Here is a 19396-nt window from a genome sequence, read left to right as displayed (position 1 = left end):
CTCCTTGATTGGCTGGATCGCGTGTGATGTTAGCCGGATTGGGGGGCAAGCGTGAATCGATCGGGCTGGCGGCGAACGCAAAAACCGCACGCAACCGGAGGTTGCGTGCGGTGTGGTCACGGCCGGACTCCGGTGCGCGACGGGCGTTATGCGTATTCCGACATCGGCACGCACGAGCAGAACAGGTTGCGGTCGCCGTAGGCGTTGTCCGCACGGCCGACCGGCGGCCAGTACTTGTTCGTGCCGAGCGATGCGACCGGGTACGCGGCCTGCTCGCGCGAGTACGCGTGCGGCCATTCGTTCGCGGTGACGACAGCTGCCGTGTGCGGCGCGTGACGCAGCGGGTTGTCCTCGCGATCGGCGCGGCCTTCCTCGACCGCACGGATTTCATCGCGGATCGCGATCATCGCGGCGATGAAACGGTCGAGTTCTTCCTGCGATTCCGATTCCGTCGGCTCGACCATCAGCGTGCCCGGCACCGGGAAGCTCATCGTCGGTGCGTGGAAGCCGTAGTCCATCAGGCGCTTCGCGACGTCGTCGACGCTGATGCCGCTGGTTTCCTTGAGCGGACGCAGGTCGAGAATGCACTCGTGCGCGACCAGCCCGCCCGGGCCCGAATACAGCACCGGGTAGTGCGGCGCGAGGCGCTTCGCGATGTAGTTCGCGTTGAGGATCGCGGTTTCGGTGGCGGCGGTCAGGTTCTTCGCGCCCATCATCGCGATGTACATCCACGAGATCGGCAGGATCGACGCCGAGCCGTACGGGGCGGCCGACACCGCGCCGATGCCGTCTTCCGCGCGCGCGTAGCCGGTCGAGCGCTGGTTCGGCAGGAACTTCGCGAGGTGCGCGCCGACCGCGACCGGGCCGACGCCCGGGCCGCCGCCGCCGTGCGGGATACAGAAGGTCTTGTGCAGGTTCAGGTGCGACACGTCGCCGCCGAACTGGCCCGGCGCGGTCAGGCCGACCATCGCGTTCATGTTCGCGCCGTCGACGTACACCTGGCCGCCGTGCGCGTGCACGATCTCGCAGATCTCGCGCACGTTCTGCTCGAACACGCCGTGGGTCGACGGATACGTGATCATGATCGCCGCGAGGTCGTTCGCGTGCTGCTCGGCCTTCGCCTTCAGGTCGGCGATGTCGACGTTGCCCTGCGCGTCGCAGGCGACGACCACGACCTTCATGCCGGCCATGTGCGCGGACGCCGGGTTCGTGCCGTGCGCGGATGCCGGGATCAGGCACACGTCGCGATGGGCTTCGCCGCGCGAAGCGTGATACGCGTGGATGATCAGCAGGCCCGCGTACTCGCCCTGCGAGCCGGCATTCGGCTGCAGCGACACGGCCGCGTAGCCGGTGGCTGCGACCAGCATCTGCTCGAGCTGGTCGATCATCTCGCGGTAGCCGACGGTCTGCTCGGCCGGCGCGAACGGGTGGATCCGGCCGAATTCGGGCCACGTGACCGGCAGCATTTCCGACGTCGCGTTCAGCTTCATCGTGCACGAGCCGAGCGGGATCATCGAGCGGTCGAGCGCGAGATCCTTGTCCGACAGGCTGCGCAGGTAGCGCAGCATTTCGGTTTCGGAATGGTGGCGGTTGAACACGTGGTGCGTCAGGTACGCACTCGTGCGCTCGAGGCCGGCCGGCAGCGCGGCGACGCCGGCGAGGCCCGCGTCCAGCGCGTCGACGGTCGGCGCGGTGCCGCCCGCGGCCTGCGCGAACACGGCGAGGAGATCGGCGAGGTCGTCGCGGGTCGTCGTTTCGTCGACCGACACGCCGACTTGCGTGTCGCTCACACGGCGCAGGTTGATGCGCTTGGCCTTCGCGAATTCGTGAACCTGCGCGGTGCGCGCGCCGGTGTCGATCGTCAGCGTGTCGAAGAACGTGTCGTTGACGGTCGCGAAGCCGAGCTGTTTCACGCCGGCGGCGACGAGCGCCGCGATGCGGTTCACGCGCAGCGCGATCGTCTTCAGGCCGTGCGGGCCGTGGTAGACCGCGTACATGCTCGCCATGATCGCGAGCAGCGCCTGCGCGGTACACACGTTCGACGTCGCCTTCTCGCGGCGGATGTGCTGTTCGCGGGTCTGCAGCGCGAGACGCAGCGCGGGCTTGCCCTGCGCGTCGACGGTCACGCCGACGAGGCGGCCCGGCATCTGGCGCTTGAATTCGTCACGCACGGCCATGTAGGCGGCGTGCGGGCCGCCGAAGCCCATCGGCACGCCGAAGCGCTGCGTGTTGCCGACCGCGACGTCCGCGCCCCATTCGCCCGGCGGCGTCAGCACGGTCAGTGCGAGCAGGTCGGCCGCGACGACGACATGGCCGCCCGCCGCGTGGATCGCTTCGGTGAGCGCGCGGTAGTCGCGCACGTCGCCGTTGACGCCCGGGTACTGGAGCAGCACGCCGAACGCGTTGGCCTGCGCGGCGTCGGCCGCCGGGCCCGTCTTGACCTCGATGCCGATCGGCAGCGCGCGCGTGCGGATCACCTCGAGCGTCTGCGGCAGCACGTCGTCGGCGACGTAGAACACGTTCGACGCCGGCTTGCCGGTGCGCTGCAGCAGCGTCATCGCTTCGGCCGCGGCCGTTGCTTCGTCGAGCAGCGACGCGTTCGAGATCGCGAGGCCCGTGAGGTCGGCGACCATCTGCTGGAAGTTCAGGAGCGCCTCGAGGCGACCCTGGGAAATTTCGGGCTGGTACGGCGTGTAGGCCGTGTACCACGCCGGGTTTTCGAGCACGTTGCGCAGGATCACGGCCGGCGTATGCGAGTCGTAATAGCCCTGGCCGATATACGAGCGGAACACCTGGTTCTTGTCCGCGAGGGCGCGCAGCGCGGCGAGGGCTTCGGCCTCGCTCTTCGGTTGCGCGAACGGGCCGAGCGGCAGCGTTTCGGCGCGGCGGATCGAGGCCGGGATCACGGCGTCGATCAGGGCGGCGCGCGACGCGAAGCCGAGCGTGTCGAGCATGGCCTGCTGGCTGGCGGCATCGGGGCCGATGTGGCGTTCGGCGAACGCGTCGTGCGTTTCGAGCGCGGCGAGCGAGAGGGGCGTGCGGTTCATCAGGCGGTCCGGGTGTTCGAGCTTCATGGCGTGACTCTGGTCCCGCGCGGCCCGGCTGGCCGGCCGCGCGGTTCGGGTAGGGAAAATTAGTCGATCAGCTTGCTGTAGGCGTCAGCGTCGATCAGCTTGTCGGTCGAGGCGCCGGCCGCGAGCTTGATCTTGAAGAGCCACGTGCCGTATGCGTCGCTGTTCACTTCTTCCGGCGAGTCGGCGGCTTCTTCGTTGATGGCGACGACTTCGCCGGACACCGGCGAGTAGATGTCGGATGCCGCCTTCACCGATTCGACGACGCCGACGGCGTCGCCCGCGTTCACCGACTTGCCGACTTGCGGCAGTTCGAGGAAGACGATGTCGCCGAGCGTGCTCTGCGCGTGATCGGTGATGCCGACCGTCAGCGTGCCGTCGGCTTCGGTGCGGATCCACTCGTGTTCGTCGGTGTACTTCAGATCGGCCGGGACGTTGCTCATCGGATGCTCCTGGATAAAAGGGTGTGTTCGTTATGCTGGCGCGCCGCCGGGGCGCGCCGGGTGTGGTTGCGCCGGGCGCCATTTCCCGGCTTCCCCGGGAGGCGGCCTCCCGGTCGCCTCTCGGTCGTTACGCAGCGAGGACCTTGCCGTTGCGCACGAACGGCAGTTTTACCACGCGCGCGGGAAGTTGCTTGTCTCGAATCTGCACATGAACGGTGTCGCCGACCTGGACGGCCGCCGGCACGCGCGCGAACGCGATCGATTCCTGCATCGACGGCGAGAACGTGCCGCTCGTGATCTCGCCTTCGCCGTGCGGCGTGACGACCTTCTGGTGCGCGCGCAGCACGCCGCCCGCCTTGCCGTTTTCCTTCTGCAGGATCAGGCCGACGAACGCAGCGCGCGAGCCGTCGCGCTCGAGCGCGGCGCGGCCGACAAACTCGCGCGGCGCCGACAGGTCGACCGTCCATGCGAGGCCCGCGTCGAGCGGGGACACGGTGTCGTCCATGTCCTGGCCATACAGGTTCATGCCGGCCTCGAGGCGCAGCGTGTCGCGCGCGCCGAGCCCGCAGGGGCGCACGCCGTTTTGCTGCAGCGCGGCCCACAGCGCTTCGACGTGCACGGCCGGGACGATCACTTCGAAGCCGTCTTCGCCGGTGTAGCCGGTGCGCGCGACGGTGAGATCGCCGAACGGCGTGCCGGCGACCTGCGCGGCGTTGAACGGCTTCAGTTCGCTGGTCGCGGCACGCGCGGCGGGCACCGTCGTCCAGACCTTTTCACGGGCGTTCGGGCCCTGAACGGCGACGATCGCGAAATCGCGGCGCGGCGCGATGGTCAGGCCGTAGCCGCCTTGTTCGTTGAGCTGGTTGAACCACGCGATGTCCTTCTCGGCCGTGCCGGCGTTGATGACGACGCGGAAGAAGTCTTCGGTGAAGTAATAGACGATCAGGTCGTCGATGACGCCGCCCTGCGGATTGAGCAGGCACGAGTAGAGCGCCTTGCCGGGGGTCTTGAGCTTGCCGACGTTGTTCGCGATCGCGTGTTCGAAGAACGCGCGCACGCGGCTGCCGGTGAAATCGACGACGCACATGTGCGATACGTCGAACATGCCGGCGTCGGTGCGCACGGCTTCGTGTTCTTCGATCTGCGAGCCGTAGTTGACGGGCATGTCCCAGCCGCCGAAGTCGACCATGCGGGCATTGAGCGCGCGGTGCGCGGCGTTGAGCGGGGTGTGATTCAGTGCAGTCATCGAGGCCTCAGGCAAGGCGCTTGCGCGCGGGTCAGAACGGCCATGTGCCGACCGCCGCGGCCGTGGGCCTGCGAGCGATGCGATACATGCCCCTCTGTCCTCGATACCTGAGAGATTGCGCCGCGGGCAAAGCCGGCGAACGCGCGCCCCTTCGGTGGGCAGCCTGCCCGCGCTGCAATCGCGCAGCGGGCTACTGCCGCTCTCCAGAGTGCGGGGAGTGCGGCCCGCGCGAAGCGCGGACGGGATTCCCCGACGCGGTCGGTCCTTTTGCCTGAGAGTTTGCGGGTGTGCCCCTTCGGCGGCGCGACCGGCGTTGCGAGTTGCTACGCGGTCACACGCTCTCCCGACGCGTGCGGGCGACTGTACGCGAGCGGGTGGGCGTTGTCAATTTGAGCAAAAGAATGTCGCTTCGCGACAAGCGGCGGCGCGAGGGGCGCCGCCGCGTTTGCCGGCACCGGCCGGTCCCGGCAGGGCCGGTATTACTCGCCGATCGCGCGCGCGGCCGTGTCGAGTTCCTGGTTCAGCACGCGCTGCTCGTCGCCGGACAGGCCGCCGTTGTGCTGCGCCGACATGTCGTTCGCTTCCTGGCGGATCACGTCGAGCCGGTGGTGCAGCTGCGCGCCGTACGGCGGCGGATAGTAGCCGCCGTTGACGCGTGAGTCGATCCGGCGGTGCAGGTTGTCGATCCGGCCCTGGACCTCCAGCAGGCGATCGTTCGCGACGACCTGCGGATTTGGCCGCGGCGGGGGCGGAGGCGCCTGTCGGGCCGGCCGCTGCGGCTGCACGATACAGGCCGCGAGCGAGGAAACCAGGACGCAGCATACCGCTGCGCGAATCAACCGTTGCATCACATTCTCCTGACGGTTTGGTGTCGGATCGACTTTTTGAGAAACGCATCAGACTGGGCGACCGATGACTTTCGTTCCCGCACCATTTGTAACGGAATGTTCGGGACCGTGCCGTCGCGGCGGCTGACGCGTGGCCGCTGCCGGGGACGGCGCGGCGCGGGGTAGCGGCCGAGGCCGGGACGGTGCCGACCCGGCCGGCGGTTAGACGATGCGGCGCACGAACGGCACCCGGCGGCCTTCGTGCTCGCTTTGCGCGGCGAGCTCGATGATCGTCATCACGTCGACGGCGTCCTGCGGCGTGATCGGGAACGGCGCGCCGTCGTGGACCGACGCGGCGAGCGCGCGGTAGAACTCCGCGTACTGGCCGTCGAGCGTCGGCACCGGCCGCTCGACCTCGACTTCGCCGTCGAGCACGCGCAGCACGCCGGGCGGGTTGCCGCCGCCGAACTCGACGTGGTCCGGCGTGAGGCCTGCCTTCAACTGATCTTCCTGCGTGTCGAGCTCGAACTTCTGGTAGCTGCCGCGCGTGCCGTGCAGCGTGAAGCGCGCGGGCTCGATCGCCGACAGCGCGCTCGCGTGCAGCGCGACGTCCTTGTCCGGATAGCCGAGCAGCAGGTGCACGAAATCGGGCGCCGTGGCGTTGTCGCGGCGCGTCTTGACCGTGGCGCTGACCGTTTCCGGCAGCCCGAACAGCGCGAGCGCCTGGTCGATCAGGTGCGGGCCGAGGTCGAGCAGCAGGCCGCCGCCGCGTGCGGGCTCCTCGCGCCAGCGCGTGCGCGGGGTCGGCCGGAAGCGGTCGAAGTGCGACGCGAAATACGTGAGCCGCCCGAGTTCACGGGATTCGACGATGCGCCGCACGGTGAGGAAGTCGCCGTCCCAGCGGCGGTTGTGGAACGGCGCGAACAGGCGGCTGCGCGCGTTCGCGAGCCGCGCGAGCGCGAGCGCTTCGTCGGCCGTGAGCGTGACGGGCTTGTCGACGACGACGTGGCGGCCGGCTTCGAGCACCTGGCGGGCGAGCGTGAAGTGCGTGTCGTTCGGCGTGGCGATCACCACGCAGTCGATGTCGTCGAGGCCGAGCAGCGTGTCGAGATCGGGGACGATGCGTGCGCCCGGGTATGCGGCGCGCGCGCGATCGGGCTGCCCCGTCGCGATCGCGGCGATCTCGGTGCGGCCGCTCGTGGCAATCACGGGCGCGTGGAACGTCGCGCCGGCGAAACCGAAACCCATCAAACCAATCCTGAGCAATGACGACATGGCAAATCCTTGGCTGCGTACGAAGGGGCAAAGCGCTGCGGCCACCGGCCGCGCGGACGGCTATTGTGGCACGGCGGCACGCGCGCGAGCGGGCGTTGGCCGAACGGACAAGGAACCGCTGCGCGTGCGCACGACCTCGGCCGAATGGCGCGGATCGCGCCTGCCGGCGCGCGAATCCGACACAATGGGGGCTGTTCCGGCGCGTGTCCCGCGTCGCCTGCTTGCCCCGTTACCGGATCGAAACCATGGGATATCCGCTCGCCACCGCCGCCCTGGGCCCGTTGCTGCTGATGCAGGGGCGTCGTGTCCGCCGCGTCACGCCGCGGCTCGCCGAGGCGGCCGGCCCGCGCGACGGCACGGCCGGCGACGGGCCGCCGCTGCGCGTGCTGGTGCTGGGCGATTCGGCTGCCGCGGGCGTCGGTGTCGCGTCGCAGCGCGACGCGCTGTCGGGGCAGCTCGCCCGCGCGCTTGCGGCATCGCACCGCGTGAGCTGGAAATTGCTGGCGCGCACGGGGCTGACCGCCGAGGAACTCGTCGACTGGCTTGCCGCCGAGCCGGCGCAGCCGTTCGACGTGGCAGTGACGTCGCTCGGCGTGAACGACGTGACGGGCGGCGTGTCGCCGGCGCGCTGGCGCGCCGCGCAGGCGGCGCTCGTCGATCTGCTCGCCGCGCGATTCGGGGTCGCGCACGTGATCCTGTCGGCGGTGCCGCCGATCGAGCGCTTTCCGGCGCTGCCGCAGCCGCTTGCGTGGTATCTCGGCCTGCGCGCGAAGCGGCTCAACGCGACGCTCTCGGAGTGGGCCGCGACGCAATCGCGTTGTACGTTCCTGCGCGTCGCGCTGCCGCTCGAGCCGCACCTGATGGCGGCGGACGGCTTTCATCCCGGCGCGGCCGCGTGCGCCGCCTGGGCCGCACAGGCCGCCGACGCGCTCAGGCAGCGCCTGCGCGCGTAACGTTGCGCCGGGTGCGAACCGTCAGCGGGTGCGGTTCATCCGGATCACGCCGTCGGCGCCCGTCTCGAAGCTGACCTGCCGCGCGAACGACGGATGCTGCGCGACGAGCTCGTCGCCCATCGCGAACCACGTGTAGCCGAGCGTCTTCAGGTAGTCGAGCAGCGCGGCGCGCTTTTCCGAGAACCATTCGAGGTTCCAGGCCTCGAGCAGCAGCGGCGGAAAGCCGTGCCGTTCGAGGAAGGCCGTGCCGCCTTTCAGCACGTCGAGTTCGAGCCCTTCGACGTCGATCTTGATCAGCGCCGGCGACTTCGGGAAGTTGAGGGTGTCGAGCCGGGCGATCGGCACGTCGCTCGGCTGCTGGCTCGCGACGGTCTCGACCGAGTTGCGACGCAGGTTGAACTGCTCGTCGAGGGAGAAGCCGCCGATGTTGATCGAGCGTGAATAGTCGATCGCTGGCAGCGGGATGATGCCGTCCTGGTTGCCGATCGCGACGTTGAACGCGTGCACGTTCTCGAGCCGGTTCAGAAACACGTTGCCGCACAGCTGGTAGTAGACGATGCGCTGCGGCTCGAACGCGTAGACCATGCCGCCCTGCGCGGCGATGCTCTTGGCGACCGGCACCGCGTACGCGCCGAGGTTCGCGCCGATGTCGAGCACCAGCGGCGCCTCCTCGTTCGCGTAGAACATCTGGCTGATGGTCAGCAGCGATGCGTCCCACGAGCCGTTGTAATAGAGGTTCGCCGAAATCGCGTCCCGGGTTGCGAACAGCAGGTAATCGGCGTTGTCGGTCTTGACGAGGTTGACTCTGGGTAGCATGGCGCGAGGTGTCAGGGTTGTCGGGCGAAGAGGGCGAGGAGGGCGCCGTGCGTGCATGGCGCAGCGATGCGCCGATGCCGGCCGCCGCGGGTCAGGCCAGGTAGTTCGACCACTTCTGGTGTTCGCGGTAGTACTGTTCCTCCGCGTCCGTCAGGCCGGTCTCCTTGTACCAGGGCACGTGCTTGCAGGTGTAGCGGCCCGCGAACCGGACGCCGCAGAGATGCGATTCGCGGCGGAAGTAGCGCTTGTTGTAGACGGCGAACGTGGTATCGATCGGCGCGTTGTAGATCGGGTCGCCGCCCGCCGTGCTGCCGATCTGGTGGCGCCAGAAGTTCGCCTCCCATTCGAGCGTCGTGTATTGACGGTCGCCGCAGAAGAGCGTCGTTTCCTTCATCAGCTCGGGTTGCGAGATGTCGAGCGCGAAGCCGGCCTTGCCGGTCTGGAACGCTTCGGTCGCATCGATCAGCTCGAACAGGAATTCGGGCGGCAGCGCGTCGTTAAGTTCGAGGTCCGGATCGGTGACGCAGAAGAGCTCCGGCAGGCGCGCGTAGTTCGCGTCCGACAGGAACAGGTCGCGCGGGCCCGCGTTGCGATCGAGGCGCACGACGGTCACGTCGTCCTGCACGCTTTCCAGGAACGCGAGCATGTCCGGCGCGCTCGACGCGTTGTCGACGATCACGATGTTGCGCAGGCCGCGCGCCTTCAGCTGGGCCACCATCCGGCGCGTATAGGTCGGATTGTTGAAGGTCGGGATCAGCACCGGCACCGTGGCGACCAGGCCGCCCGCGAAATGCCGGAACTGACGGCTGCCCGGCAGCGTCGTGCAGAGCGTCGCGTTCGGCACCAGGGGCATCGCGACGGGCTGCGGCGCCGGCGCGGATTGCATCACATGCGCCTCGAGCTCGGCGAGGTCCTGCCGCGTGTCGGCGTCGTCGGGCATCAGCGCGGCGGCCTTGCGCATCGGCGCGAGCGCCTCCGCGTGACGCTCCTGCTGAACCAGCGTGACGGCCAGCGCCCGCCAGCCGAGCCCGATGTCGGGCATCCATTCGGTCAGCTGGGTCGCGATGCCTTCGGCCTGCGCGAATTGCCGCTTGTCGAGCAGCGCCGCGAGCGTATTCATGAATTCGGAGAGGACGGCCGCCAGCTCGTCGGCGGAGGCCGACGGCGCATCGGCTGCCGCCAGTTCGAGCGACAACGCGTCGATGCCGTGCGTGCGGGCCTGCGCGACCAGCGCGCGCGCCGCATCCATCTGGTTGTCGCGCGTCAGCGCGTCGATGCACGCGATCCAGTAGCGCCGCTGCGACGGCTCGGTTGCCACCGCGGCCCGGAAGTGCCGCAGCGCGGCGTCGCGCCGGTCGAGCTGTTCGAGCACCGTCGCGAGGCGGAGGTGAGAATCGGCATGTTCGGGATGCGCTTGCAGGATCTGGCGGTAGGCCTGCTCCGCGTCCTGAAGCGAGCCGGCGGCGTGAAGCGCGGCGGCGTGGGCCAGCTCGGCCTCGGAAACGGGGGCGGCGATGACGGTGTCATTCATGGCGGCGGAAGTCGATGACGGCGAATGAAGGGGCGGCGGCGCGTACTCGCCGACGTTTCGCGTATCTTGCCGCCGGGGGCCGCGCGGTCATGGATCAAACAGAGGGGAGATTTGCTGCCTGTTCGGATGTTCGGCGCGCGTCCACCGGCGCGGGCAGCGCGCGGAAAGCGCGCGGGGAAAGGGGGCAGGAAAAGGGCGCAGAAAAAGGGGCGCGAAGCCCGCCGATGTCGCGCGTCGCCACCCGGCGGCATCGTCATCCGCCGGCCGCCGCCGACGTGTTAACATGCGCGTCCTGCCCCGCGTGTCCGCCTGCATTCCAGGCCTGCCGCGCGCGGCATCCTCCCGGCGTTCCGCCGTCAACCGCAACATCATCCGTCATCATGTCCGCAGGCCTCAACCCCGCTCAGAACGAAGCGGTGCGCTACCTCGACGGTCCCTGCCTCGTGCTCGCCGGCGCGGGCAGCGGCAAGACCCGCGTGATCACGCAGAAGATCGCGCACCTGATCGAAGCGAAAGGTTTCGAGCCGCGCCACATCGCGGCCGTCACGTTCACGAACAAGGCCGCGGCCGAAATGCGCGAGCGCGTGTCGAAGCTGCTGGAGGGCAAGACGCTCACCACGCCCGGCAAGGAAGGCCGCAAGGTGCCCGTCAACCAGCTCACCGTGTGCACGTTCCACTCGCTCGGCGTGCAGATCCTGCGCCAGGAGGCCGAGCACGTCGGCCTGAAGCCGCAGTTCTCGATCATGGATTCGGACGACTGCTTCGGGATGATCCAGGAGCAGATCGGCACCACCGACAAGGGCCTGATCCGCAAGATCCAGAGCACGATCTCGCTGTGGAAGAACGGCCTGATCATGCCCGATGAGGCGATGGCGATCGCGGCCAACGAGGACGAGCACCAGGCCGCGCTGGTCTACCGCAACTACGTCGCGACGCTGCATGCGTATCAGGCGGTCGACTTCGACGACCTGATCCGCCTGCCCGCCGAGCTGTTCGCGAAGAACGAGCAGGTGCGCGACCGCTGGCAGAACAAGCTGCGCTACCTGCTGATCGACGAATACCAGGACACCAACGCGTGCCAGTACGAGCTGCTCAAGCTGCTCGCCGGCCCGCGCGCCGCGTTCACGGCGGTGGGCGACGACGACCAGGCGATCTACGGCTGGCGTGGCGCGACGCTCGAGAACCTCGCGCAGCTCGGCAAGGATTTCCCGAAGCTGCACGTGATCAAGCTCGAGCAGAACTACCGGTCGACGGTGCGGATCCTGACCGCCGCGAACAACGTGATCGCGAACAACCCGAAGCTGTTCGAGAAGAAGCTGTGGTCCGAGCACGGGATGGGCGACTCGATCACCGTCACGCCGTGCAACGACGAGGAACACGAAGCCGAATCGGTCGTGTTCCGGCTGTCCGCGCACAAGTTCGAGCGGCGCACGCAGTTCCGCGACTACGCGATCCTGTATCGCGGCAACTTCCAGGCGCGCATCTTCGAGCAGGTGCTGCGGCGTGAGCGGATCCCGTACGTGCTGTCGGGCGGCCAGTCGTTCTTCGACAAGGCCGAGATCAAGGACCTGTGCGCGTACCTGCGCCTGATCGCGAACGCCGACGACGATCCCGCGTTCATTCGCGCGGTCACGACGCCGCGCCGCGGGATCGGCAACACGACGCTGGAAGCGCTCGGCTCGTTTGCGGGCCAGGCGAAGGTGTCGCTGTTCGAGGCCGTGTACATGGGCGGGATCGAGGCGCGGCTGTCCGCGCGCCAGGTCGAGCCGCTCAGGATGTTCTGCGACTTCATCCAGCGCCTGACCGATCGCGCGGACAAGGAGCCCGCGACCGTCGTGCTCGACGACATGATGGAGGCCATCCACTACGAGGCCTATCTGTACGACGCGTTCGACGAGCGGCAGGCGCAGTCGAAGTGGCAGAACGTGCTCGAATTCCTCGAATGGCTGAAGCGCAAGGGCACCAAGCCCGAGACGGAAGCCGTCGACGGCGAGGCGGACGGGTTCCACAACGCCGACGGGCTGGCGGACACCGGCAAGAACCTGCTCGGCCTGATCCAGACCGTCGCGCTGATGTCGATGCTCGAAGGCAAGGACGAGGATCCGGACGCGGTGCGGCTGTCGACCGTCCATGCATCGAAGGGGCTCGAGTATCCCCACGTGTTCCTGGTCGGCGTCGAGGAGGGGATCATGCCGCATCGCGGCGGCAGCGAGGACGACGGGCCGATCGACAACGAGCGGATCGAGGAGGAGCGCAGGCTGATGTACGTCGCGATCACGCGCGCGCAGCGCAGCCTGCATCTGAACTGGTGCAAGAAGCGCAAGCGGGCGCGCGAGACGGTCGTGTGCGAGCCGTCGCGCTTCATCCCCGAGATGGGCCTCGACGAAGCGCCGCCGCCGACGCCGGAGGAAGCCCCGATGACACCGAAGGACCGGCTCGCGAGCCTGAAGGCGCTGTTGCAGAAGTGACGTGCGAAAGGCGGCCGGCGCCGCCGTCCCGACAAAGGAAAACCCCCGCGATGCGCGTGCGCCGCGGGGGTTTTTTCTGGCCGGCAGACGTTACTTCGACGCGTTGACCATGTAGTCGACGGCCGCCTTCACGTCGGCGTCGGACGCGCTCGACCCGCCCTTCGGCGGCATCGCGCCCTTGCCGTGCAGCGCGTAGTTGTAGACGATATCCATCGAGTCCTTCAGGCGCGGCGCCCAGTCCTCCTTGCTGCCGAACTTCGGCGCGCCGAGCACGCCGGCCGCGTGACACGCCTGGCAGACCTGCGTGTACAGCGCCTTGCCGGCCGATGCGGCGTCGGCGCTGGTCGGCGCAGCCGCGGGCTTTTCGTCGGCCTTCGGAATCGCGGCGATCGCGGCCATTGCGGCCGCGGCCTGCGCGTTCGACGCATCCGCGCCCGACGCGCCTGCCGCACCCGCCGCGCCGCTCGCCGCCGGCGCCGCATTGGCGGCCGGGGCAGCCGGCTCGGGGAAGTTCGCGCCGTCGTTGTTCGCCATGTAGACGATCGCGCGCGCGATTTCATAGTCGCTGACGTCGTCGGGATTCGTGCCGCCACGCGGCGGCATCGCGCCCTTGCCCGACAGCGCCGTCTTCAGCAGCGTGTCGAAGCCCTGCGAGATGCGCGGCGCCCAGTCGTCCTTGTTGCCGAACTTCGGCGCGCCGGCGGCGCCCGTGCCGTGACAGGTCACGCACACGGCCTTGTAGACTTCCTCGCCGGTCTTGTACGTGCGGGGCGCGTTGGCGTCCTTCACGTCGACTTTCGCGAGCGGTGCGATCCGCGCGGCGACCTGTTCGTCCGATAGCGCGTCCGTGCCGGCGCCCGAGCGGAACGCATGGTTGGCATAGGTGGCAAACAGGACGATCAGGGCGATCGGAATCGCGAATGATGCGATGACGACGGCAATCAGCTGCCCGGGGGTTTTGACGGGAGATTCGTGGGGTGCTTCGCTCATGCTTGCCTCGTCTCCGTGAATAGGAATTGTGAGCGCGGTGCAACGGCAAAATGGCAGTCCAATGAAGCACGGACGATTATAGACGGAACGTTTACATCACGGCGAGCGGCGCGAAGGCGCGTGTTTACCCGCACGAATGGGGGCCTGACGGGGATTCTGCAGGCAAGGTGGACGCTTCATGGGAAACCGGGTATCCTTGCCGTCTTGCCAATGGTGGGCGGCCGGTTTATTGGGGTCGTTTCACTGTCACATGCGCCCGTAGCTCAATGGATAGAGTACTGCCCTCCGAAGGCAGGGGTTGCTGGTTCGATCCCAGCCGGGCGCGCCAAACAGCCTGATTCCAGGCACCGAATTTCCCGATCCATTTTCCGAATTCGCTGAAGCGTCGCGTTGCATCGCGCATGCGGTCGAGTCCGCGAGGCTTTCCCGCGCCGTTTCGCCGCAACTCCGTGATGCGAGGTGCCCCCTCGCAACGTCAATCCCGGCGTCGATCACGGCGGCCGCCAGCGCAAGGCGCCCGAGCGCTGAAACGATCTGATCCGGGTCGCGCCACCGCCCCGTCGCGCGATGCGACGAATTGCGGGTGTTTTGCTCGACTGATCGTCCCTTCGAAACACAGCGAACGTCGCGACAATATCCGCGAGTTTCCTGCCGTCGGCGCCGACGCGCCGGCATGTCCGCGCCCGCCTTTCACGCGACCCGGCGCGCTCGGCCTGATGGCGGGGGCGCCGGTTGTCGCGCGCCGAAAGCGCCGTCCCGGCATCGTTCGCGCCAGTCGCCCCGGGCGGCCGGTTCGTCATCCATGCCTATCGCACACCCAGCGGACCCAGCGGAAGCCCGGCCTATGAACGAAAACCTCCTCGAACGCGGACACCCGTCCGGCGGCGTACGTGAACCGTCCGACGGACTGTCCGGCGCGGACACGCCGGTCGAGGCGCTGCTGGCGTGCGCGCTGGAACATTACGACGCGGGCCGTCTCGACGCTGCCGAGGATCTGTGCCGGCAGGTGCGGCAGCGCGAGCCCGAGCGGGCCGAGGCGCTGCACGTTCACGGGCTGGTCGCGTTTCGCCGCGGGGACTTCGACGGGGCCGTCGCGGCGATCGCGGATGCGATCCGGCGCGATCCGCAGGCACGCTATTACTACAACCTGGGCACCGTGATGGCCGCGCACAACCGGCCCGCGGCGGCGGCCGAGTGCTTCCGGCAGGCGCTCGCGCTGCAACCGGACGATGCCGACGCGTACAACAACCTCGGCAACGCGTTGCGAACGCTGAAGGACTGCGAAGGCGCGGTGGAGGCGCTGGGCACGGCGATCCGGCTGCGGCCCGACCATGCGCAGGCCTACAACAATCTCGCGAACGCGATGCTCGATGCGGGCGAACTGGAGGCCGCGCTTGAAGGCTACCGCGCCGCGATCGCGTTGCGGCCGGATCTTCTCGAGCCGCACGACAACCTGCTGTTCGCGTTGAATTACAGCGCGGCCGCCGCGCCGCACGTTCATTTCGATGCCGCGCGGCGCTACGGCGCGCAGGCCGCCGCGCGAGCGGTGCCGTACCGCTCGTGGCCGACGGCCGACGGCGCGAGACCGCTGCGGGTCGGCGTCGTATCGGGCGACCTGAAGCATCACCCGGTCGGCTATTTCCTCGAAAGCGTGCTGCGCGCGACCGATCGCACGCGCGTAGTGTTCGTCGCGTATCCGACCCGCGATGTCGAGGACGACCTGACACAGCGGCTACGCCCGCTGTTCGCGGGCTGGACGAGTCTCGCCGCGTTGAGCGACGAGGCCGCGGCCCGGCGCATTCGCGACGATGCGATCGACATCCTGGTCGACGCGGCGGGCCACACGATCTTCAACCGGCTCGCGCTGTTCGCGTGGAAGCCGGCGCCGGTGCAGGTTTCGTGGATCGGTTATGTCGCGACCACCGGGCTGGACGCGATCGATTACGTGCTGGGCGATCGCCACGTGCTGCCGGCCGACGAGGAAGCGCATTTCGTCGAGCGTCCGTGGCGCCTGCCCGACAGCTACCTGTGCTACACGCCGCCGCGCGACGCGATCGTGCCGGGCCCGCTGCCGCAACTGGCCGGCGGCGCGGTGACGTTCGGCTATTTCGGCAAGCTCGGCAAGATGAGCGACGCGGTCGTGCGCGTCTGGTCGCGGGTGCTCGAGGCTGTGCCGCGATCGCGGCTGCTGCTCAAGGCGAGCGAGCTGGCCGGCGCATACGCGGTGCGCCGCACGCGCGAGCGGTTCGCGCAGCACGGCATCGATCCGGCGCGGCTGCTGCTCGAGCCGAATGCGCCGCGCGGCGAATACCTGGCGTCGTACCGTCGCGTCGACATGATGCTGAGCCCGTTTCCGTATTCGGGCGGCACGACGACCGCCGATGCGTTGTGGATGGGCGTGCCCGTGCTCGGCATCCGGGGCGACCGGTTCGTCACGCACATCTGCGAAAGCTTGCTGCAGACGGTCGGCCTGGCCGACTGGGTCGCGCGCGACGAAGACGACTACGTCGCGAAGGCCGTGGCCTTCGCGACCGATCCGGCGCAACTGCGTCTGCTGCGGACCGGCCTGCGCATGCAGTTGATCGCATCGCCGCTGTGCAATGCGCCGCGCTTCGCGCGGCATCTCGAGGAGGCGTTCCACGGAATGTGGGCCCGTCGCGCGGGCCAGGCCGGCGACGTCGCCGGCCCGCACGACTCACGCATCGACTGAACCGCGCGCGAACGACGAAGCGACGACATGCAACAGACCACGGACATTCTCGGCGCCGCACTGGCGCATCACCAGGCGGGCCGGCTGGGCGACGCGAAGGCGGGCTACGAGCAGCTGCTCGCGCGGGAGCCCGCGCATCCGGACGCGCTGCATTTCCTCGGACTGCTGACCTGTCAGGCAGGGCAGCCGGAAGAAGGCATCGCGCTGATGCGCCGTTCGATCGACGCGTATCCGAGCGCGATCTATCACAACAACCTGGGCAACGCGCTGCGCGAGCGGGGCCGGCTCGACGATGCGATCGCGCAATATCGTGAAGCGGTGCGGCGTCAGCCGGAGTACGCGGAAGCGCACAACAACCTGGGCGATGCGCTGCGCGAGGCGCGGCAGCCGGATGCATCGATGCAGCACTGCGCGCAGGCGATCGCGCTGCGGCCGGACTACGCGCAGGCATACAACAACCTGGGCAACGCGCTGAAGGATCTGGGGCAGGCGGATGCGGCGGTGCTCGCATACGGCAAGGCGATCGAACACGATCCGCGCTACGCGGACGCGTACAACAATCTCGGCAACGTGCTGACGACGCAGCGCAAGTTCGACGCGGCGGCGGACAGCTATCGCGCGGCCGTCGCGCTGGCCCCGTCCAACCCGATCGCGCACCGCAATCTCGGTGCGGCGCTGCTCGCCCGTGGCGACCGCGACGAGGCGATAGCGACCCTGCGCCGTCTCGTCGAACTGGCGCCTGGCGACGCGCAGGCGCGTGTCGACCTCGGCGTCGCGCTGCGCGACGCAGGGCAGGCCGACGCGGCGATCGCACAGTTCGAGCGAGCCGCGGAACTGTCGCCGATGCGCGCCGACGCGCACGCGGGCCTTGCCGAGGCGCTGTACCGCCGGCGGCAGACGGCGCGTGCGGCCGAGTGCATGACGCGCGCGCTTGAGCTGGCGCCCGCTCACGGTCCCGCCTATCGCATGCTCGGCGACATGTATCACGACCTGGGCAAGTACGACGCGTCGGTCATGTGCTACCGGGCCGCGACCGAACTCGATGCGAACGACGTCGACGCACATCATCGCTGCGCGATCGTGCTGCTGAAGCAGAACCGTGCCGACGACGCGCTGCCTCATGCCCGCGCGGCGCTCGCATTGAACGACCGGGCAGCGCCCGCGCACATGACGCTCGGCGACGTGCTCGGCATGCTCGGCGACGTGGATGGCGAACTCGCGCATTACCGCCGCGCGGTCGAACTCGACGTGACCAACCCGGTCCTGCACGACCGGCTGGTCTTCGCGCTCGCCACGCATCCAACGATCGACCAGGAAGAGACGCTCAGGGCTGCGCGGCATTTCGGCGAATACGTCGAAGCCGATGCACGACCGCTCGCGCATACCGACACCGGCTCGCGCCCGTCGGGTGGACGACTGCGCATCGGCTGGGTGTCGGGGGACCTGGTGACGCATCCGGTCGGCATTTTCCTCGAAGGCGTGCTGGCGCATCTCGATCGACACCGGCTCGAATTGATCGCCTATCCGACGTCGGCGGCGGAAGACGACACGACCGCGCGCCTGAAGCCGCACTTCGACGCATGGCATTCGCTTCTCGACCTGTCGGACGAACAGGCGGCGCAGCGGATTCGCGCGGACGGCATCGACGTCCTCGTCGACCTGTCGGGCCACACGGCGCTAAACCGGCTTGGCGTGTTCGCATGGAAGCCCGCGCCGGTGCAGGTCACGTGGATCGGCTTCTTCGCCTCGACGGGGCTGCGCGCGATCGACTACGTACTGGGCGACCGGCACGTGCTGCCTGCCGGCGAGGAAGCGCATTTCGTCGAGCGGCCGTGGCGGCTGCCCGACAGCTATCTGTGCTTCACGCCGCCGCATCCGGCGCTCGACGTCGGTCCGTTGCCGCAACGCGAGAACGGTGTGATGACGTTCGGCTATTTCGGCAAGCTCGGGAAGATGAACGATGCGGTCGTGCGCGTGTGGTCGCGGGTGCTTGCCGCGGTGCCGGGCGCGCGGCTGTTCCTGAAGGCGGGCGAGCTCGACGACGCGCATGCGGTGCGCCGCACAGCCGAGCGGTTCGCCCGCAACGGGATCGACGCGAGCCGGCTGGTGATGGAAGGCCGCTCGCCGCGCGCCGATTACCTGACGGCCTACCGCCGCGTCGACATGATGCTGAGCCCGTTTCCGTACCCGGGCGGCACGACGACGGCCGAGTCGCTGTGGATGGGCGTGCCGGTGCTCGGGATGAAAGGCGAGCGATTCGTCACGCACATCTGCGAGAGCGTGCTGCAGACGGTCGGCCTGGCCGACTGGATCGCGCGCGACGAAGACGACTACGTCGCGAAGGCCGTGGGCGCTGCGGCCGATCCGCAGCGGCTCGGTGCGCTGCGGCAGGCATTGCGCGCGCAGCTGCTCGCGTCGCCGCTGTGCGACGCGCCGCGCTTCGCGAAACATCTCGAGGAGGCGTTTTACGGGATGTGGATGGACAGGACGAACGCCGGCGCCGACGAGCGGGCCGCGGCGGGCGACGAACCGAATTGAGCCGCCCGGCAGGGTGGCGCGCGAACGACGAAACGACGACATGCAACAGACCACGGACATTCTCGGCGCCGCACTGGCGCATCACCAGGCGGGCCGGCTGGGCGACGCGAAGACGGGCTACGAGCAGCTGCTCGCGCGGGAGCCCGCGCATCCGGACGCGCTGCATTTCCTCGGGCTGCTGACCTGTCAGGCAGGGCAGCCGGAAGAAGGCATCGCGCTGATGCGCCGCTCGATCGACGCGTATCCGAGCGCGATCTATCACAACAACCTGGGCAACGCGCTGCGCGAGCGGGGCCGGCTCGACGATGCGATCGCGCAGTACCGTGAAGCGGTGCGGCGTCAGCCGGACTACGCGGAAGCGCACAACAACCTGGGCGATGCGCTGCGCGAGGCGCGGCAGCCGGATGCGTCGATGCAGCACTGCGCGCAGGCGATTGCGCTGCGGCCGGACTATGCGCAGGCATACAACAACCTGGGCAACGCGCTGAAGGATCTGGGGCAGGCGGATGCGGCGGTGCTCGCATACGG

13 protein-coding genes, 1 tRNA gene and 2 riboswitches are annotated in these 19396 nt (G+C 68.9%); of the genes, 6 read left to right on the top strand and 8 right to left on the bottom strand.

The annotated features are described in order from the left end of the window. Window positions 1-146 precede the first annotated feature (146 nt). The 5 genes from gcvP to DIE08_RS17670 form a co-directional block, all read right to left on the bottom strand. Window positions 147-3074 carry an aminomethyl-transferring glycine dehydrogenase gene (gene gcvP / locus DIE08_RS17690; protein WP_124902753.1) on the bottom strand — a complete coding sequence of 976 codons (2928 nt, stop codon included), beginning with the start codon at window positions 3072-3074 and terminating at the stop codon, window positions 147-149. 59 nt (window positions 3075-3133) lie between these two features. Further along, a complete protein-coding gene (gene gcvH / locus DIE08_RS17685; RefSeq protein ID WP_057926424.1) occupies window positions 3134-3514 on the bottom strand; it encodes a glycine cleavage system protein GcvH in 381 nt (126 codons plus the stop codon). Window positions 3515-3641: 127 nt separating this feature from the next. Continuing rightward, window positions 3642-4760 (bottom strand): glycine cleavage system aminomethyltransferase GcvT, encoded by a 1119-nt coding sequence (gene gcvT, locus DIE08_RS17680; protein WP_124902751.1) that lies wholly within the window; start codon window positions 4758-4760, stop codon window positions 3642-3644. 84 nt (window positions 4761-4844) lie between these two features. Beyond that, window positions 4845-4977, bottom strand: a riboswitch (glycine riboswitch). Between the two features lie 31 nt (window positions 4978-5008). Then, window positions 5009-5116, bottom strand: a riboswitch (glycine riboswitch). A 123-nt stretch (window positions 5117-5239) separates the two neighbouring features. Further along, entirely contained in the window at window positions 5240-5608 is a 369-nt protein-coding gene (locus tag DIE08_RS17675; RefSeq protein WP_124902749.1) for a hypothetical protein, read from the bottom strand. A gap of 201 nt (window positions 5609-5809) precedes the next feature. Continuing rightward, window positions 5810-6862 carry an oxidoreductase gene (locus tag DIE08_RS17670; protein ID WP_124902747.1) on the bottom strand — a complete coding sequence of 351 codons (1053 nt, stop codon included), beginning with the start codon at window positions 6860-6862 and terminating at the stop codon, window positions 5810-5812. Between the two features lie 245 nt (window positions 6863-7107). On the opposite strand from DIE08_RS17670, the gene DIE08_RS17665 reads away from it, so the two are divergent. Further along, window positions 7108-7815 (top strand): SGNH/GDSL hydrolase family protein, encoded by a 708-nt coding sequence (locus DIE08_RS17665; RefSeq protein ID WP_059601971.1) that lies wholly within the window; start codon window positions 7108-7110, stop codon window positions 7813-7815. 21 nt (window positions 7816-7836) lie between these two features. On the opposite strand, the gene DIE08_RS17660 is transcribed toward DIE08_RS17665, so the two are convergent. Beyond that, window positions 7837-8631 carry an FkbM family methyltransferase gene (locus DIE08_RS17660; protein WP_059601969.1) on the bottom strand — a complete coding sequence of 265 codons (795 nt, stop codon included), beginning with the start codon at window positions 8629-8631 and terminating at the stop codon, window positions 7837-7839. A 91-nt stretch (window positions 8632-8722) separates the two neighbouring features. Beyond that, complete coding sequence (locus tag DIE08_RS17655; protein WP_124902743.1) at window positions 8723-10162, bottom strand: glycosyltransferase family 2 protein; 1440 nt, start codon at window positions 10160-10162, stop codon at window positions 8723-8725. Between the two features lie 380 nt (window positions 10163-10542). On the opposite strand from DIE08_RS17655, the gene DIE08_RS17650 reads away from it, so the two are divergent. Continuing rightward, window positions 10543-12630 carry a UvrD-helicase domain-containing protein gene (locus DIE08_RS17650; protein WP_059601965.1) on the top strand — a complete coding sequence of 696 codons (2088 nt, stop codon included), beginning with the start codon at window positions 10543-10545 and terminating at the stop codon, window positions 12628-12630. A gap of 90 nt (window positions 12631-12720) precedes the next feature. Here the strand turns inward: DIE08_RS17650 and DIE08_RS17645 are convergent, their stop codons facing one another. Further along, complete coding sequence (locus tag DIE08_RS17645) at window positions 12721-13620, bottom strand: cytochrome c5 family protein (protein ID WP_124902741.1); 900 nt, start codon at window positions 13618-13620, stop codon at window positions 12721-12723. A 252-nt stretch (window positions 13621-13872) separates the two neighbouring features. Here DIE08_RS17645 and DIE08_RS17640 point away from each other — a divergent pair. From DIE08_RS17640 to DIE08_RS17625, 4 genes are all read left to right on the top strand, one after another. Further along, window positions 13873-13948: transfer RNA gene (locus DIE08_RS17640), tRNA-Arg, on the top strand. A 516-nt stretch (window positions 13949-14464) separates the two neighbouring features. Further along, window positions 14465-16330 carry a tetratricopeptide repeat protein gene (locus DIE08_RS17635; protein WP_124902739.1) on the top strand — a complete coding sequence of 622 codons (1866 nt, stop codon included), beginning with the start codon at window positions 14465-14467 and terminating at the stop codon, window positions 16328-16330. A 27-nt stretch (window positions 16331-16357) separates the two neighbouring features. Beyond that, complete coding sequence (locus DIE08_RS17630) at window positions 16358-18868, top strand: tetratricopeptide repeat protein (RefSeq protein ID WP_124902737.1); 2511 nt, start codon at window positions 16358-16360, stop codon at window positions 18866-18868. Window positions 18869-18908: 40 nt separating this feature from the next. Beyond that, window positions 18909-19396: tetratricopeptide repeat protein (locus DIE08_RS17625; RefSeq protein ID WP_124902735.1), on the top strand; the 488-nt coding region annotated here is incomplete at its 3' end.

This window comes from Burkholderia sp. Bp9004 (assembly GCF_003858025.1).
In the GTDB taxonomy this organism is placed as follows: Bacteria; Pseudomonadota; Gammaproteobacteria; order Burkholderiales; family Burkholderiaceae; genus Burkholderia; species Burkholderia diffusa.
The sequence above is the reverse complement of the archived record's forward strand: the minus strand, read 5'-3'. Positions and strand labels throughout refer to the sequence as shown.

Bases quoted from the DNA above. Each gene is read 5' to 3' on its own strand.
- gcvP (WP_124902753.1), bottom strand. From the start codon at position 3,074: ATGAAGCTCGAACACCCGGACCGCCTGATGAACCGCACGCCCCTCTCG.
- gcvH (WP_057926424.1), bottom strand. From the start codon at position 3,514: ATGAGCAACGTCCCGGCCGATCTGAAGTACACCGACGAACACGAGTGG.
- gcvT (WP_124902751.1), bottom strand. From the start codon at position 4,760: ATGACTGCACTGAATCACACCCCGCTCAACGCCGCGCACCGCGCGCTC.
- DIE08_RS17675 (WP_124902749.1), bottom strand. From the start codon at position 5,608: ATGCAACGGTTGATTCGCGCAGCGGTATGCTGCGTCCTGGTTTCCTCG.
- DIE08_RS17670 (WP_124902747.1), bottom strand. From the start codon at position 6,862: ATGTCGTCATTGCTCAGGATTGGTTTGATGGGTTTCGGTTTCGCCGGC.
- DIE08_RS17665 (WP_059601971.1), top strand. From the start codon at position 7,108: ATGGGATATCCGCTCGCCACCGCCGCCCTGGGCCCGTTGCTGCTGATG.
- DIE08_RS17660 (WP_059601969.1), bottom strand. From the start codon at position 8,631: ATGCTACCCAGAGTCAACCTCGTCAAGACCGACAACGCCGATTACCTG.
- DIE08_RS17655 (WP_124902743.1), bottom strand. From the start codon at position 10,162: ATGAATGACACCGTCATCGCCGCCCCCGTTTCCGAGGCCGAGCTGGCC.
- DIE08_RS17650 (WP_059601965.1), top strand. From the start codon at position 10,543: ATGTCCGCAGGCCTCAACCCCGCTCAGAACGAAGCGGTGCGCTACCTC.
- DIE08_RS17645 (WP_124902741.1), bottom strand. From the start codon at position 13,620: ATGAGCGAAGCACCCCACGAATCTCCCGTCAAAACCCCCGGGCAGCTG.
- DIE08_RS17635 (WP_124902739.1), top strand. From the start codon at position 14,465: ATGAACGAAAACCTCCTCGAACGCGGACACCCGTCCGGCGGCGTACGT.
- DIE08_RS17630 (WP_124902737.1), top strand. From the start codon at position 16,358: ATGCAACAGACCACGGACATTCTCGGCGCCGCACTGGCGCATCACCAG.